This window comes from Pseudomonas sp. MF7453, assembly GCF_016405455.1.
GTDB lineage: Bacteria > Pseudomonadota > Gammaproteobacteria > Pseudomonadales > Pseudomonadaceae > Aquipseudomonas > Aquipseudomonas paralactis.
In genome coordinates this window covers 100,605-115,630 of record NZ_JAEKCN010000007.1, presented here as the reverse complement: position 1 = coordinate 115,630, position 15,026 = coordinate 100,605, and the positions used below count along the sequence as shown (strand labels likewise).

The following is a 15,026-nucleotide window of genomic DNA, read 5'->3' as shown; positions in this document are numbered from 1 at the left end:
GTGAATGTCGCAGATAGGTAAATGGGCGGTTCTCGCGTTACGCAGAATCGCCACCATAAGGCCGACGTCGGCGGTGGAGAACAACATGTCCAATAATTTCCTGAATCCGGTAACCACCCAGACCTGGGCCAATGGTCGGCACATCGTCCGTTGCGTCAAAGTCATCCAGGAAACCTGGGACGTGCGCACCTTCTGCTTTATGGCGGACCAGCCGATCCTGTTCTTTTTCAAACCGGGGCAATTCGTCACTCTGGAGCTGGAAATCGAAGGCCAGCCGATCATGCGCTCCTACACGATCTCCAGTTCACCGTCGGTGCCTTACAGCTTCTCGGTCACCATCAAGCGCGTGCCGGGCGGGCGTGTGTCCAACTGGCTGCATGACACCCTGCATGAAGGCCAGGAGCTGGCGGTGCACGGGCCGGTCGGGCTGTTCAACGCGATCGACTTCCCCAGCCCGAAAGTGCTGTACCTGAGCGGTGGGGTGGGCATCACCCCGGTGATGTCCATGGCCCGCTGGTTTTACGACACCAACGCCAATGTCGACATGACGTTCGTGCACAGCGCACGTTCGCCCAAAGACATCATCTATCACCGCGAGCTGGAACACATGGCGTCGCGGATCGACAACTTCAGCCTGCACCTGATTTGCGAAAAGCATGGCCTGGGTGAGCCCTGGGCCGGTTACCGCGGTTACCTGAATCACAAGATGCTGGAACTGATGGTGCCGGACTTCCTGGAGCGCGAGGTGTTCTGTTGCGGCCCCACGCCTTACATGAGCGCAGTCAAGCGCCTGCTGGAAGCCGCTGGTTTCGATATGGCGCGCTATCACGAAGAGTCCTTTGGGGCCACACCGCCGGAAGCGCGCGCCGATGCCGTGGAGCAGGCCGAGCAAGCGGCGGATGCGCCGGAAGTCGACCTGGCGGATCTGCATCAGGTGGAGTTCATTGCGTCGGGCAAAAGCATTCGGGTGGCGCCAGGCGAAACCGTTCACGCAGCGGCTGCCAAGCTTGGCCTGTTGATTCCCAAAGCCTGCGGTATGGGGATCTGCGGGACGTGCAAGGTGATGAAGCTGGGCGGCGAGGTAGAGATGGAGCACAACGGCGGGATCACCGAGGAAGATGAAGCCGAAGGCTACATCCTGTCGTGCTGCAGCGTGCCGAAGGGCGATGTGCGTATCGAGTTCTAACACCCTGAGCATTCCCACGCGGGGGGCGTGGGAATGCCAGTCGGCTGCGCGTCGAGGGTCATGAGCCCTCGGCGCGGACTTTAAGGGTTAAGGTTACTGCGCGTAGAGATGCACCACAAAGTGCTGACCGGAGGCTGTCAGTTCATAGGCCTTGTCGTAGATCCTCAGCGTCCTTGAAGGCTCGCGAATCGTATCGCCGATCTTTGCGTATTTCCTGAACTCATCCCAGTCGATCACGGTGGTGGTGACAGTGTCGCTGCTTTTCAGCGCGTTGATATTGCTTTGATATTCCATGATTAAGCTCTCCATTGGATTGACGTTTCCAGCCGATTATTCGGCGGGTAGCGAACCTGGAAGGTGGCAGCCATCACTGCGTTTTCCTTCCGGGTTCCAAGAGGCTAGTCAACGAATATCCAGCGCGCAGCTGTCAGAAATATCAAAAAACAGACTCGGCAATCGGCCAGTACTCGCTGGCCGGATTCCCACATTAAGCCTGCATGACTTCCCTTATATCGGCGGCTAATTCTCGTACACGCTCTTCTTCTGTATCCCACGCGCACATGAATCGCGCCCCACCTTTACCGATAAAGGTATAGAAGCGCCAACCCTTGGCTGTAAGCCCGGCAATGGCTGGCTCCGAGAGTTGCAGGAAGACGCCGTTGGCCTGCACCGGGAACATCAATTCCACGCCGGGGATGTCTGCGACGAGGCTGCTGAGCAGTTGCGCGCAGTGGTTGGCATGACGTGCGTGCTTGAGCCAGGCGTCGTTTTCCAGCAAGCCTACCCATGGGGCGGACAGGAAGCGCATTTTGGATGCCAACTGGCCAGCCTGTTTGCAGCGGTAATCGAAATCTTCGGCCAGCTTGTGGTTGAAGAACAGGATGGCTTCACCCACTGCCATGCCGTTCTTGGTGCCGCCAAAGCACAGTACGTCGACGCCGGCCTTCCAGGTCAGGTCGGCCGGTGAGCAGCCGAGGAACGCGCAGGCGTTGGAAAAGCGCGCACCGTCCATATGCAGGTTCAGGCCCAGCTCTTTGCATGTGGCGCTGATGGCGCGAATTTCTTGCGGGGTGTACACGCTGCCGACTTCGGTGGCCTGGGTCAGGGTGACCACCCGCGGTTTGGGGTAGTGGATGTCCTGGCGCTTGAGGGCGATCTCGCGGATCGATTCCGGGGTCAGCTTGCCGTTCTCGGTGCGTGCAGTCAGCAGCTTGGAGCCGTTGGAGAAAAACTCCGGTGCGCCGCATTCGTCGGTTTCAACGTGGGCGGTTTCCGAGCAAATCACGCTATGGTAGCTCTGGCACAGCGAGGACAGCGCCAGGGAGTTGGCGGCGGTGCCGTTGAAGGCGAAAAACACTTCGCAATCGGTTTCGAACAGGTTGCGGAAACCGTCGGCGGCGCGGTGGGTCCATTCATCATCGCCGTAGGCGCGCTGATGGCCATGGTTGGCTTGCTCCATGGCGGCCCAGGCTTCCGGGCAGATGCCGGAATAGTTATCGCTGGCGAATTGTTGGCTCTTGTCAGTCATGGCCCATTCCTGTGGTCGATGTTGGTGCGCACTTTAACCAAGATTGTCAGGGGCGCGCACGCTCTGTAAATGCAAAGTCGTTGGGGAATTATGCACGGTACTCACACCTTGCCTGTCGGACGCGTCCGAGATGGCGCTTTGGACTTACTCAAGTGGCTGGCGCTGCTGAGCATGGTGCTCGATCACCTGCGCTATGTGGGGCTGAGTCTGGATGGACTGTATGTGCCTGGGCGCCTGGCGTTGCCGTGGTTTTGCCTGGCGATTGCGGCCAATTTGCATAGGGCCCGGAACGCTGCGGTGATCGGCCACTGGCGCTACCTGGGGTGGTTGCTGCTGTTCAGCCTGATCAGCGAAGTGCCTTATCGGATGTTCATCGAAGATGCCGATACCTTGAACGTGTTGCCGACCCTGGCGCTGGGCCTGCTGGTTGCGCGAGGTTGGCAGCAGAAGGCGTGGGTTGATCGAGGATTGGCGCTGATCGCCGTCACAATAGCAGCGGTATTTTCAACCCAGTTGATGTTCGGTTTCTTTGGTGTATTGCTGCCACTGGCGATGCTGCTGGTGTTTCGCCGGCCCTGGTATTTGAGTGCCCTGCCGGGTTTGGTCTGCGTCGCCGCCAATCAATGGCAGGTTCTGCTTAATAGCGGCACGCTTGTGGCGGTGTTGGGGTTGGCTGCATGTCTGATTGCGCCGCTGGCAGGATTGGTCTTATTGCGACATGGCAAAAACGCCAAGCCACCCGCCATGCGGCGCTGGGCCTATGCCCTGTATCCCATGCATTTTCTTCTGTTGCTACTCGTTCGCAAGCTCATCGCCTGACCCCTGTGGGAGCTGGCTTGCCTGCGATGCAGACACCTCGGTCTGCCAGTTGCACCGCAGCGATGCCATCGCAGGCAAGCCAGCTCCCACACAAGCTTTGCACATTCTTCAGTCCATGTCGTAAACGCACCTTTGCGTGGCGTGCGCAGGCATTTGGCCCGCACGCGCCAGCCCTACCATCGCATCAAAGGGCCCTGCGAGGGCCTCAACAATACGAAAGGCTGGGAGAGACGCGATGTTCAGCAAACAAGACCAGATCCAGGGATATGACGACGCACTGCTGGCGGCCATGAATGCCGAGGAGCAGCGTCAGGAAGATCATATCGAGCTGATCGCGTCGGAGAACTACACCAGCAAACGCGTGATGCAAGCGCAAGGCAGCGGCCTCACCAACAAATACGCCGAAGGCTACCCGGGCAAGCGCTACTACGGTGGCTGCGAGCATGTGGACAAGGTCGAGGCCCTGGCCATCGAACGCGCCAAGCAACTGTTCGGCGCCGATTACGCCAACGTGCAACCGCACTCCGGTTCCTCGGCCAACAGTGCTGTGTACCTGGCGCTGATCAATGCCGGCGACACCATTCTGGGCATGAGCCTGGCCCACGGCGGTCACCTGACCCACGGCGCCAAAGTGTCGTCCTCGGGCAAGCTGTATAACGCTGTGCAATACGGCATCAACACCGACACCGGCCTGATCGACTATGACGAAGTCGAGCGCCTGGCGGTTGAGCACAAGCCGAAGATGGTGGTGGCCGGTTTCTCCGCCTACTCCAAGACCCTGGATTTCCCGCGCTTCCGCCAGATCGCCGACAAGGTAGGCGCGCTGCTGTTCGTCGACATGGCCCACGTCGCCGGCCTGGTCGCCGCTGGCCTGTACCCGAACCCGCTGCCTTACGCCGACGTGGTCACTACCACCACCCACAAAACCCTGCGCGGTCCACGGGGCGGCCTGATCCTGGCCAAGGCCAACGAAGCGATTGAAAAGAAACTCAATGCTGCGGTGTTCCCCGGTGCCCAGGGCGGCCCGCTGATGCATGTGATCGCCGGCAAGGCGGTGTGCTTCAAGGAAGCGCTGGAGCCCGGCTTCAAGGCTTACCAGCAGCAAGTGATCGATAACGCCCAGGCAATGGCCGAGGTGTTCATCAAGCGTGGCTACGACGTGGTTTCCGGCGGCACCGATAACCACTTGTTCCTGGTCAGCCTGATTCGCCAGGGCCTCACCGGCAAAGATGCGGACGCCGCCCTCGGTCGCGCCCACATCACCGTCAACAAGAACGCCGTGCCGAATGACCCGCAGTCGCCGTTCGTGACCTCGGGCCTGCGCATCGGCACCCCGGCGGTGACCACCCGTGGTTTCAAGGTGCCGCAATGCATCGAGCTGGCCGGCTGGATCTGCGACATCCTCGACAACCTCGGCGACGCCGATGTCGAGGCCAATGTGGCCAAGCACGTGTCTGCCCTGTGCGCTGATTTCCCGGTTTATCGCTGAGCGCGGTTTTGGAGTAATGATTATGCAACGCTACTCAGGCTTCGGCCTCTTCAAGCACTCCCTCAGCCATCACGAAAACTGGCAAAAGATGTGGCGCACGCCGACCCCGAAAAAGGTCTACGACGTGGTCATCGTCGGCGGCGGCGGGCATGGTCTGGCGACCGCTTACTACCTGGCCAAGGAACACGGCATCACCAACGTGGCCGTGGTCGAGAAAGGCTGGCTGGGCGGCGGTAATACCGCGCGCAACACCACCATCGTGCGTTCCAACTACCTGTGGGACGAGTCGGCGCACCTGTACGAACACGCCATGAAACTCTGGGAAGGTTTGTCCCAGGACCTGAACTACAACGTGATGTTCTCCCAGCGCGGCGTGTACAACCTCTGCCACACCCTGCAGGACATCCGTGACTCCGAACGCCGCGTGAGCGCCAACCGCCTAAACGGCGTGGACGGCGAATTGCTTAACGCCCAACAGGTGGCTGACGAGATTCCCTACCTGGACTGCTCGAAAAACACCCGCTACCCCGTGCTGGGCGCCACCGTGCAACGGCGCGGCGGCGTGGCCCGTCACGATGCCGTGGCCTGGGGCTTTGCTCGCGCTGCCGACGCCTTGGGCGTGGACCTGATCCAGCAGACCGAAGTGATCGGGTTCCGCAAGGAAAACGGCGTGTGCATCGGTGTGGAAACCAACAAGGGCTTTATCGGCGCCAAGCGCGTCGGTGTGGTCACCGCCGGTAACTCCGGCCACATGGCTTCGCTGGCCGGTTTCCGCCTGCCGATCGAATCCCACCCGCTGCAAGCCCTGGTGTCGGAGCCGATCAAGCCGATTATCGACAGCGTGATCATGTCCAACGCGGTGCACGGCTACATCAGCCAATCCGACAAGGGCGACCTGGTGATCGGCGCCGGTATCGACGGCTACAACGGCTACGGCCAGCGCGGCTCGTACCCGGTGATCGAGCACACCATCCAGGCCATCGTCGAGATGTTTCCGGTGCTGTCGCGGGTGCGCATGAACCGCCAGTGGGGCGGCATCGTCGACACCACGCCGGACGCCTGCCCGATCATCTCCAAGACGCCGGTACCGAACATGTTCTTCAACTGCGGTTGGGGCACCGGTGGCTTCAAGGCCACCCCGGGCTCAGGCAACGTGTTTGCCGCCAGCCTGGCCAAGGGTGAAATGCACCCGCTGGCCGCACCTTTTTCCATCGACCGTTTCCACAACGGTGCGCTGATCGACGAACACGGCGCTGCGGCCGTCGCCCACTAACAGGAGAAATTCCCTATGTTGCATATCTTCTGTCCTCACTGTGGCGAACTGCGCTCCGAAGAGGAATTCCACGCGTCCGGCCAAGCGCACATCCCGCGCCCGCTGGACCCGAATGCCTGCACCGACGAGCAGTGGGGCGACTACATGTTCTTCCGCGATAACCCACGTGGGCTGCACCACGAACTGTGGATTCATGCCGCCGGTTGCCGCCAGTATTTCAACGCCACCCGCGACACTGTGACCTACGAAATTCTTGAAACCTACAAGATCGGTGAGAAGCCTCAGTTCACCGCCAAGGCCTCTGGAGAGAAGGTATGAGCCAGATCAATCGCCTGTCCAACGGTGGCCGCATCGACCGTAATAAAGTCCTGACGTTTACGTTCAACGGTCAGAGCTACAAGGGCTTTGAAGGTGACACTCTGGCTGCCGCCCTGCTGGCCAACGGTGTCGACATCATCGGTCGCAGTTTCAAGTATTCGCGCCCACGGGGCATCTTTGCCGCCGGCGCCGAAGAGCCGAACGCAGTGCTGCAAATCGGCGCCACCGAAGCCACGCAGATCCCCAACGTGCGCGCCACCCAACAGGCGCTGTACCAAGGCTTGGTTGCTACCAGCACCAACGGCTGGCCGAGCGTGAACAACGACATGATGGGCATTCTCGGCAAGGTCGGCGGCAAGCTGATGCCGCCGGGTTTCTACTACAAAACCTTCATGTACCCGCAATCGTTCTGGATGACCTACGAGAAGTACATCCGCAAGGCGGCGGGCCTTGGTCGCTCGCCGACCGAGAACGATCCGGACACCTATGACAACTTCAACCGTCACTGCGACGTGCTGGTGGTGGGCGCAGGCCCTGCCGGCCTCGCCGCGGCATTGGCCGCTGCGCGCAGCGGTGCGCGGGTGATCATCGCCGACGAGCAGGAAGAGTTCGGTGGCTCGTTGCTCGATTCCCGTGAAAGCCTCGACGGCAAACCGGCCACTGAATGGGTTGCCGGCGTCATTGCCGAACTGAAAGCCCTGCCGGACGTGGTGCTGCTGCCCCGCGCCACCGTCAACGGCTACCACGACCATAACTTCCTGACCATTCACGAACGCCTGACCGACCACCTGGGTGACCGTGCGCCGATTGGCGTGGTGCGCCAGCGTATCCACCGTGTGCGCGCCAAGCGTGTGGTGCTGGCCACCGGTGCGTGCGAGCGTCCGCTGGTGTACGGCAACAACGATGTGCCGGGCAATATGCTCGCGGGTGCGGTGTCTACCTACGTGCGTCGCTACGGTGTGGCACCGGGTAAAAAACTGCTGTTGTCGACCAACAACGACCATGCCTATCGCGTCGCGCTGGACTGGTTCGATGCCGGCCTCACCGTTGTCGCGGTGGCCGATGCGCGCCACAACCCACGTGGGGCGCTGGTGGAAGAAGCCCGTGCCAAAGGCATTCGTATCCTCACCGGCAGCGCCGTGATCGAAGCCCGTGGCAGCAAGCATGTGACCGGCGCTCGCGTGGCCGCGATTGATGTCAAAGCGCACAAAGTCACCAGCCCCGGCGAATGGCTGGACTGCGACCTGGTCGCCAGTTCCGGCGGCTACAGCCCGGTGGTCCACTTGGCCTCGCACCTGGGCGGCAAGCCGACCTGGCGTGAAGATATCCTCGGGTTTGTACCGGGCGAAGCACCGCAAAAACGCGTATGCGTTGGCGGTATCAACGGTGTCTACGGCCTTGGCGATTCCCTCGCCGATGGCTTTGAAGGTGGCGTGCGTGCGGCCAGCGAAGCCGGTTTTTCCCCGGTTGAAGGCACGCTGCCAAAAGCCTTGAGCCGTCTTGAAGAACCAACCCTGGCGCTGTTCCAGGTGCCCCACGAAAAAGCCACTGCACGGGCGCCAAAGCAATTTGTCGACCTGCAAAACGACGTCACCGCGGCCGCCATCGAACTGGCCACCCGCGAAGGTTTCGAGTCGGTGGAGCACGTCAAACGCTACACCGCGCTGGGCTTCGGTACTGACCAGGGCAAGCTGGGTAACGTTAACGGGCTGGCCATCGCCGCCCGTTCGCTGAACGTGACCATCCCGCAGATGGGCACCACCATGTTCCGTCCCAACTACACGCCGGTCACTTTCGGCGCCGTAGCGGGCCGTCACTGTGGGCATATTTTCGAGCCGGTGCGCTACACCGCGCTGCAAGCCTGGCACGTTAAGAACGGCGCCGAGTTTGAGGACGTCGGCCAGTGGAAACGCCCCTGGTATTTCCCGCGTAACGGTGAAGACCTGCACGCCGCCGTGAAGCGCGAATGCCTGGCGGTGCGTGACAGCGTCGGCCTGCTGGATGCCTCCACCCTCGGCAAGATCGACATTCAAGGTCCGGACGCCCGTGAGTTCCTCAACCGCATCTACAGCAACGCCTGGACCAAGCTCGATGTGGGCAAGGCACGCTACGGCCTGATGTGCAAGGAAGACGGCATGGTGTTCGACGACGGCGTCACTGCCTGTCTGGCCGACAACCACTTCCTGATGACCACCACCACTGGCGGCGCGGCGCGCGTGTTGCAGTGGCTGGAAATCTACCAGCAGACCGAATGGCCGGACCTCAAGGTGTATTTCACCTCGGTGACCGACCATTGGGCGACCATGACCCTATCCGGCCCCAACAGCCGCAAGCTGCTCAGTGAAGTGACTGATATCGACCTGGACAAGGACGGCTTCCCGTTCATGACCTGGAAGGAAGGTCTGGTCGGCGGTGTTCCGGCGCGGGTGTTCCGTATCTCGTTTACCGGTGAGCTGTCGTATGAAGTCAACGTGCAGGCCGACTACGCTATGGGCGTGTTGGAAAAGATCGTCGAGGCCGGCAAAAAGTACAACCTGACCCCGTACGGCACCGAGACCATGCACGTCCTGCGCGCCGAGAAGGGCTTCATCATCGTCGGGCAAGACACCGACGGCTCGATGACCCCGGACGACCTGAACATGGGCTGGTGCGTTGGCCGTACCAAACCGTTCTCGTGGATCGGCTGGCGTGGGATGAACCGTGAAGACTGTGTGCGTGAAGAGCGTAAGCAGTTGGTCGGGCTCAAACCGATTGATCCGAATGTGTGGCTGCCAGAAGGCGCGCAGTTGGTGTTCGATCCGAAGCAGACCATTCCGATGAAGATGGTGGGGCACGTTACCTCAAGTTATGCGCATAACTCCCTGGGTTATTCGTTTGCCATGGGTGTGGTCAAGGGCGGCTTGAAGCGCATCGGTGAGCGGGTGTTCTCGCCGCAAGCGGATGGCAGCGTGATCGAGGCTGAGATTGTTTCATCGGTGTTCTTTGACCCGAAAGGTGATCGCCAAAATATCTGATGGACCGAGTCGTCTGCATCGCAGGCAAGCCAGCTCCCACAGGGGAATGCATTCCAAGTGTGGGAGGGGGCTTGCCCGCGATGAGGCCAGAACAGTCACCACAGAATTCAGACAGGTGCTTTATGACAGCAGCCAATGTTTACCAACAACGCCCCACCACCGGCGCCAAGGCCGAGTCGTCGCTGCATCATGCCGACCTCGCCAGCCTGGTCGGCAAGGGCCGCAAGAATGCCGGCGTGACCGTGCGTGAAAAGAAACTCCTCGGCCACCTGACTATCCGCGGCGATGGCCATGACGCGGCCTTCGCCGCTGGCGTACACAAGGCCGTCGGCATTGAACTGCCCGGCCCGCTGAGCGTGGTCTTCAAAGGTGAAACCAGCCTTCAGTGGCTCGGCCCGGATGAGTGGCTGTTGATTGTGCCGAGCGGTGAAGAGTTTGCCACCGAGCAAAACCTGCGCGCTGCCCTGGGCGACCTGCACATCCAGATCGTCAACGTCAGCGGCGGCCAACAGATTCTCGAACTCAGCGGCCCGAATGTGCGCGATGTGCTGATGAAGTCCACCAGCTACGACGTACACCCCAATAATTTCCCGGTGGGCAAGGCGGTGGGTACGGTGTTCGCCAAGTCGCAACTGGTGATCCGTCACACGGCTGAAGACACCTGGGAACTGCTGATCCGCCGCAGCTTCTCGGATTACTGGTGGTTGTGGTTGCAGGATGCCTCGGCCGAATTCGGCCTGAGCGTCCAAGCCTGACATGGCGCTCGCGCTGTCTCACCCCTTCACTGTAGGAGCGAGCTTGCTCGCTCCTACAGTAGATAGCGTTGTTTGAGGAGTTATTCGTAATGAGCCGCGCCCCTGATACATGGATTTTGACCGCCGACTGCCCCAGCGTGCTCGGCACGGTGGACGCGGTCACCCGCTACCTGTTTGAACAAGGCTGCTACGTCACCGAGCACCATTCGTTTGATGATCGTCTCTCGGGCCGGTTTTTCATTCGTGTGGAGTTTCGTCAGCCCGATGGCTTTGACGAGCAGGCGTTTCGCGATGGCCTGGCCAGCCGTGGTGAAGCCTTCGGCATGATCTTCGAACTGACCGCGCCGAACTACAGGCCCAAAGTGGTGATCATGGTCTCCAAGGCCGATCACTGCCTCAATGACCTGCTGTACCGCCAGCGCATCGGCCAGTTGTCGATGGACGTGGTTGCGGTGGTGTCCAACCACCCTGATCTGAAACCCTTGGCCGACTGGCACCAGATTCCCTACTACCATTTCCCGCTCGACCCCAACGACAAACCGTCCCAGGAGCGTCAGGTGTGGCAAGTGGTGGAAGACACCGGCGCCGAACTGGTGATTCTCGCGCGCTACATGCAGGTGCTGTCACCGGAGCTGTGCCGCAAGCTGGATGGCAAGGCCATCAATATTCATCACTCGTTGTTGCCGGGCTTCAAGGGCGCCAAGCCCTACCACCAGGCCTACAACAAAGGCGTGAAACTGGTCGGCGCGACGGCGCATTACATCAACAACGATTTGGATGAAGGGCCGATCATCGCCCAGGGCGTGGAGGTGGTGGATCACAGCCACTATCCCGAGGATTTGATTGCCAAGGGGCGGGATATCGAAGGGCTCACATTGGCGCGGGCGGTGGGTTATCACATCGAGCGGCGGGTGTTTTTGAATGCCAATCGCACCGTCGTTCTCTAGATCGCTATCGCAGGCAAGCCAGCTCCCACATTCCTGGATGTGTGAACCCGATCCACGGTGGGAGCTGGCTTGCCTGCGATGAGGCCCTTACAAGCAACACAAGAAACAGCATCTGTACCCGAGCACTTAACGCGCTGCCCCAAGGGCAACGCAGTTCCATAAAAACAACAGCGAGGTGAAAGCATGTCTGGTAATCGTGGTGTCGTGTATCTCGGCAACGGCAAGGTCGAAGTACAGAAAATCGACTATCCCAAAATGCAGGACCCGCGCGGCAGGAAGATTGAGCACGGCGTCATCCTGCGCGTGGTCTCCACCAACATCTGCGGCTCCGACCAACACATGGTGCGCGGCCGCACCACGGCCCAGACCGGCCTGGTGCTGGGGCATGAAATCACCGGTGAAGTGATCGAGAAGGGCAGCGACGTCGAGAACCTGAAAATCGGCGATCTGGTCTCCGTGCCGTTCAACGTTGCTTGCGGGCGCTGCCGCTCGTGCAAGGAACAACACACCGGCGTGTGCCTGACCGTCAACCCGGCCCGTGCCGGTGGTGCCTACGGCTACGTCGACATGGGCGACTGGACCGGTGGCCAGGCCGAGTACGTGCTGGTGCCGTACGCCGACTTCAACCTGCTCAAACTGCCGGATCGCGACAAGGCCATGGAGAAAATCCGTGACCTGACCTGCCTATCCGACATCCTGCCCACCGGCTATCACGGCGCCGTCACGGCCGGTGTTGGCCCAGGCAGCACCGTGTACATCGCCGGCGCCGGCCCGGTCGGTCTGGCGGCGGCGGCATCGGCACGCCTGCTGGGTGCAGCGGTGGTGATCATCGGTGACGTCAACTCAATCCGCCTGGCCCACGCCAAGGCCCAGGGTTTTGAAGTGGTCGACCTGTCCACAGATACCCCTCTGCACGAACAGATTGCCGCGTTGCTCGGCGAGCCGGAGGTGGACTGCGCCGTTGACTGCGTGGGCTTTGAAGCCCGCGGCCACGGCCATGACGGCGTCAAGGCCGAAGCCCCGGCCACCGTGCTCAACTCGCTGATGGGCGTGGTGCGCGTCGCGGGCAAGATCGGTATCCCAGGTCTGTATGTGACCGAAGATCCAGGTGCTGTCGATGCCGCCGCGAAAATGGGCAGCCTGAGCATTCGCTTTGGTCTGGGCTGGGCAAAATCCCACAGCTTCCATACCGGGCAGACGCCGGTGATGAAGTACAACCGCCAACTGATGCAGGCGATCATGTGGGACCGTATCAACATCGCCGAGATCGTTGGCGTGCAGGTGATCAGCCTGGATGATGCGCCACGTGGGTATGGCGAGTTCGATGCGGGTGTGCCGAAGAAGTTTGTGATTGATCCGCACAAGTTGTTCAGCGCCGCATAAGCATTGGCCAAATGAAAAGGGCGACCCACGGGTCGCCCTTATTCGTCGCCTGGAGCCAATTTTCAACGCACTGATGAGCCAATGTGGGAGCGGGCTTGTCCGCGATAGCGGCTAATCAGTCGACATCTATGTCGCTGACCCACCGCCATCGCGGGCAAGCCCGCTCCCACAGTTTGAATCGAGTGTGCGGCCGGGTCAGCGAGTGGCCAATGCACCTTGGTAGACGGTCGGGCCTGTTGGCTGCTTGCTCACCGAACCACCTTTGGTTTCAGAACTTACCATCAACTCCACGGGCTGTTTGATGGTTTCCTGCTGGCGGGGATTCAGGCCAATGATGCCTTTGCCATCCTCGGGCAACAGGCCAAGGGACACCGGTGCGCCGCCTTTGGGAATCGCCCAGAGTTCAAGGCTTTGGTCCGGTGCCGGGGCCGTGGAGGCAATCGGTTCTACTTCCAGGTAATCCTTGTGGGCCATGATCTGTGCGGCCGGCTGCTGGGTCGTGGTCACCAACGTTGCCGCGGATTTGACGCTGTCCTGGGTGTAGAGGGCGCCGCCGATACCGACGACCACCACCACACAGGCGCCGATGAACAGGCGTGGGCGGCTCCAGAATGGAGGCTTTTGCTCAATCACTTGGGGTTGGATCGCAGTCATCAGTCTCTTCCTGACAAATTTTGTAGTCAGTGCATGGACCCGATTATCCCGATTGGGTTCCGGGCAAGGCCTGGAACAACCGACGGGTTACCTAGTCCAACGCCTGCTATTGCATCTATCTCTTGAGGTTGTACTGATGAAGATTTCACGCGGTTTGGCCCTTTCCTGCCTGCTGTCCGTGGCCGCCGGCCCGGTGTTCGCCGCAGGTTTCAGCCTTGGCGATGCAGCCAACGCCATTTCCGGTATGCAGGGCGGCAACAACAAGGCCGCTGCCGCCGCGCCTACGTCGGAAACGGCTGACCTGCTGACGGCCCTGACCTCGCAACTGAACATCACCCCCGAGCAAGCGGTGGGCGGCACGGGCGCGATGCTGGGCCTGGCCAAGAACAAATTGAGCGGCAATGACTTCTCGCAGCTGAGTAACAGTGTGCCGGGCCTCGACAAGCTGGCGGGTAATAACGCATTGGGCAGCCTTGGTGCCTTGAGCGGTATGCTCGGCCAAGCCGGCGGCAGCAAGACCAGCGGCCTGGACGGCCTGTTGGGCAACGTGAAAAGCACCAATGACTTGAACACCGCCTTCAGCGCCTTGGGCATGGACAGCGGTATGGTCGGCCAGTTTGCGCCGGTGATCCTGAAATACCTCGGCGGCGAGGGCGCCAGCAGTTCCGTGCTGGGCAAATTGGCTCAGGCCTGGGGCACCGGCAGCTAAGGTTCTCGGCGCAGTTGTTCGATGCGCGCATCCTTTTCCATCCAGAGCTGGTTGACCCAGTTCTGGACGGTCTGGCGAAATGCAGGATCGTTCTCGTAATCCCCTTGCCACAATGCCGGGTCCAGTTCGCGGGTACGGATATCCACGATCACCTTCGGCACCGCTCCACTGATCAAGTCCCAGAACCCCGGAATCTTTTGCTGCGGATACACCACGGTCACGTCGAGGATCGCGTCCAGTTGTTCGCCCATCGCAGCCAGCACAAATGCCACGCCGCCCGCCTTGGGCTTGAGCAATCGGGTAAACGGTGAAGCCTGTTGCTTGCGCTTGGCCTCACTGAACCGGGTGCCTTCCAGGTAATTGACCACCGTCACCGGCTGGCGCTTGAACAGCTCGCAGGCCTCTTTGGTGATTCTCAGGTCTTGCCCAGCCAGTTCCGGATGTTTGGCCAGGAATGCCTTGGTGTAGCGCTTCATGAAGGGATAATCCAACGCCCACCAGGCCAGGCCGAGGAAAGGCACCCAGATCAGCTCTTTTTTCAGGAAGAATTTGAAGAACGGCGTGCGCCGGTTCAGCGCCTGGATCAGCGCCGGGATATCCACCCAGGATTGATGGTTACTGATGACGAGGTAGGAGGTGTCACTGCGCAGGTCCTCACCGCTGCGAATATCCCATTGGGTTGGAATGCACAGCGAGAAAATCAGCTTATCGATCTCGGCCCAGGTCTCGGCGATCCACATTACCGCCCAGGACGCATAGTCACGCGAGCGGCCCGGTGCCACCAGCTTGATCAGGGCGAAGACCATCAAGGGGCCGATCAGGATCAGCGTGTTGAGTAACAGCAGCAGTGTAACCAAACAGCCGGTGAGCAGGCGGCGCATAAGCAACTCTTGGAATTTTGTGGGCGGGCCATCATAAGCAAGGAGAGTCTAGAGGCCAAATCGCAAAATG

General features: G+C 60.6%; 14 protein-coding genes. 10 read left to right on the top strand and 4 right to left on the bottom strand.

All coding sequences use genetic code 11. From position 1 onward, the window contains the following. Nucleotides 1-85 precede the first annotated feature (85 nt). Nucleotides 86-1,186: a glycine-betaine demethylase subunit GbcB gene (gene gbcB / locus JFT63_RS12865; RefSeq protein ID WP_057006609.1), complete on the top strand. Its 1,101-nt coding sequence runs from the start codon at nucleotides 86-88 to the stop codon at nucleotides 1,184-1,186. A 93-nt stretch (nucleotides 1,187-1,279) separates the two neighbouring features. Here gbcB and JFT63_RS12860 read toward each other — a convergent pair whose 3' ends face one another. Beyond that, a complete protein-coding gene (locus JFT63_RS12860; RefSeq protein ID WP_057702202.1) occupies nucleotides 1,280-1,480 on the bottom strand; it encodes a hypothetical protein in 201 nt (66 codons plus the stop codon). Between the two features lie 193 nt (nucleotides 1,481-1,673). Then, nucleotides 1,674-2,714 carry a threonine aldolase family protein gene (locus JFT63_RS12855; RefSeq protein ID WP_198844104.1) on the bottom strand — a complete coding sequence of 347 codons (1,041 nt, stop codon included), beginning with the start codon at nucleotides 2,712-2,714 and terminating at the stop codon, nucleotides 1,674-1,676. Nucleotides 2,715-2,804: 90 nt separating this feature from the next. On the opposite strand from JFT63_RS12855, the gene JFT63_RS12850 reads away from it, so the two are divergent. The 8 genes from JFT63_RS12850 to fdhA all read left to right on the top strand — a co-directional run bounded on the left by JFT63_RS12850 (nucleotide 2,805) and on the right by fdhA (nucleotide 12,712). After that, on the top strand, nucleotides 2,805-3,533 hold the full coding sequence (locus tag JFT63_RS12850) for a TraX family protein (protein WP_198844103.1): 729 nt from the start codon (nucleotides 2,805-2,807) through the stop codon (nucleotides 3,531-3,533). A 235-nt stretch (nucleotides 3,534-3,768) separates the two neighbouring features. Further along, on the top strand, nucleotides 3,769-5,022 hold the full coding sequence (glyA, locus tag JFT63_RS12845; RefSeq protein WP_057702205.1) for a serine hydroxymethyltransferase: 1,254 nt from the start codon (nucleotides 3,769-3,771) through the stop codon (nucleotides 5,020-5,022). Between the two features lie 22 nt (nucleotides 5,023-5,044). Next, nucleotides 5,045-6,295 (top strand): sarcosine oxidase subunit beta, encoded by a 1,251-nt coding sequence (locus JFT63_RS12840; RefSeq protein WP_003176546.1) that lies wholly within the window; start codon nucleotides 5,045-5,047, stop codon nucleotides 6,293-6,295. Between the two features lie 15 nt (nucleotides 6,296-6,310). Further along, a complete protein-coding gene (locus tag JFT63_RS12835) occupies nucleotides 6,311-6,613 on the top strand; it encodes a sarcosine oxidase subunit delta (RefSeq protein ID WP_003194855.1) in 303 nt (100 codons plus the stop codon). After that, nucleotides 6,610-9,627, top strand: coding sequence for a sarcosine oxidase subunit alpha (locus JFT63_RS12830; protein WP_198844102.1), 3,018 nt, complete (start codon nucleotides 6,610-6,612; stop codon nucleotides 9,625-9,627). The genes JFT63_RS12835 and JFT63_RS12830 overlap by 4 nt, the downstream gene beginning before the upstream one ends. Before the next feature lie 122 nt (nucleotides 9,628-9,749). Beyond that, complete coding sequence (locus JFT63_RS12825; protein ID WP_198844101.1) at nucleotides 9,750-10,382, top strand: sarcosine oxidase subunit gamma; 633 nt, start codon at nucleotides 9,750-9,752, stop codon at nucleotides 10,380-10,382. An 89-nt stretch (nucleotides 10,383-10,471) separates the two neighbouring features. Next, a complete protein-coding gene (purU, locus tag JFT63_RS12820; RefSeq protein ID WP_057702207.1) occupies nucleotides 10,472-11,329 on the top strand; it encodes a formyltetrahydrofolate deformylase in 858 nt (285 codons plus the stop codon). Nucleotides 11,330-11,512: 183 nt separating this feature from the next. Continuing rightward, nucleotides 11,513-12,712 (top strand): formaldehyde dehydrogenase, glutathione-independent, encoded by a 1,200-nt coding sequence (gene fdhA / locus JFT63_RS12815; RefSeq protein ID WP_014720230.1) that lies wholly within the window; start codon nucleotides 11,513-11,515, stop codon nucleotides 12,710-12,712. 195 nt (nucleotides 12,713-12,907) lie between these two features. Here fdhA and JFT63_RS12810 read toward each other — a convergent pair whose 3' ends face one another. After that, nucleotides 12,908-13,366, bottom strand: a complete 459-nt coding sequence (locus JFT63_RS12810) for an anti-sigma factor domain-containing protein (protein ID WP_198844100.1) — start codon at nucleotides 13,364-13,366, stop codon at nucleotides 12,908-12,910. A gap of 136 nt (nucleotides 13,367-13,502) precedes the next feature. On the opposite strand from JFT63_RS12810, the gene JFT63_RS12805 reads away from it, so the two are divergent. Continuing rightward, nucleotides 13,503-14,075 carry a DUF2780 domain-containing protein gene (locus JFT63_RS12805; RefSeq protein WP_198844099.1) on the top strand — a complete coding sequence of 191 codons (573 nt, stop codon included), beginning with the start codon at nucleotides 13,503-13,505 and terminating at the stop codon, nucleotides 14,073-14,075. Here JFT63_RS12805 and JFT63_RS12800 read toward each other — a convergent pair. Next, nucleotides 14,072-14,956: an acyltransferase gene (locus JFT63_RS12800; protein WP_198844098.1), complete on the bottom strand. Its 885-nt coding sequence runs from the start codon at nucleotides 14,954-14,956 to the stop codon at nucleotides 14,072-14,074. The two genes, JFT63_RS12805 and JFT63_RS12800, sit on opposite strands and share 4 nt — an antisense overlap. Nucleotides 14,957-15,026: the final 70 nt, after the last annotated feature.

Excerpts from the sequence above, each read along its gene's own strand:
- gbcB (WP_057006609.1), top strand. The coding sequence starts at position 86 with ATGTCCAATAATTTCCTGAATCCGGTAACCACCCAGACCTGGGCCAAT.
- JFT63_RS12860 (WP_057702202.1), bottom strand. The coding sequence starts at position 1,480 with ATGGAATATCAAAGCAATATCAACGCGCTGAAAAGCAGCGACACTGTC.
- JFT63_RS12855 (WP_198844104.1), bottom strand. The coding sequence starts at position 2,714 with ATGACTGACAAGAGCCAACAATTCGCCAGCGATAACTATTCCGGCATC.
- JFT63_RS12850 (WP_198844103.1), top strand. The coding sequence starts at position 2,805 with ATGCACGGTACTCACACCTTGCCTGTCGGACGCGTCCGAGATGGCGCT.
- glyA (WP_057702205.1), top strand. The coding sequence starts at position 3,769 with ATGTTCAGCAAACAAGACCAGATCCAGGGATATGACGACGCACTGCTG.
- JFT63_RS12840 (WP_003176546.1), top strand. The coding sequence starts at position 5,045 with ATGCAACGCTACTCAGGCTTCGGCCTCTTCAAGCACTCCCTCAGCCAT.
- JFT63_RS12835 (WP_003194855.1), top strand. The coding sequence starts at position 6,311 with ATGTTGCATATCTTCTGTCCTCACTGTGGCGAACTGCGCTCCGAAGAG.
- JFT63_RS12830 (WP_198844102.1), top strand. The coding sequence starts at position 6,610 with ATGAGCCAGATCAATCGCCTGTCCAACGGTGGCCGCATCGACCGTAAT.
- JFT63_RS12825 (WP_198844101.1), top strand. The coding sequence starts at position 9,750 with ATGACAGCAGCCAATGTTTACCAACAACGCCCCACCACCGGCGCCAAG.
- purU (WP_057702207.1), top strand. The coding sequence starts at position 10,472 with ATGAGCCGCGCCCCTGATACATGGATTTTGACCGCCGACTGCCCCAGC.
- fdhA (WP_014720230.1), top strand. The coding sequence starts at position 11,513 with ATGTCTGGTAATCGTGGTGTCGTGTATCTCGGCAACGGCAAGGTCGAA.
- JFT63_RS12810 (WP_198844100.1), bottom strand. The coding sequence starts at position 13,366 with ATGACTGCGATCCAACCCCAAGTGATTGAGCAAAAGCCTCCATTCTGG.
- JFT63_RS12805 (WP_198844099.1), top strand. The coding sequence starts at position 13,503 with ATGAAGATTTCACGCGGTTTGGCCCTTTCCTGCCTGCTGTCCGTGGCC.
- JFT63_RS12800 (WP_198844098.1), bottom strand. The coding sequence starts at position 14,956 with ATGCGCCGCCTGCTCACCGGCTGTTTGGTTACACTGCTGCTGTTACTC.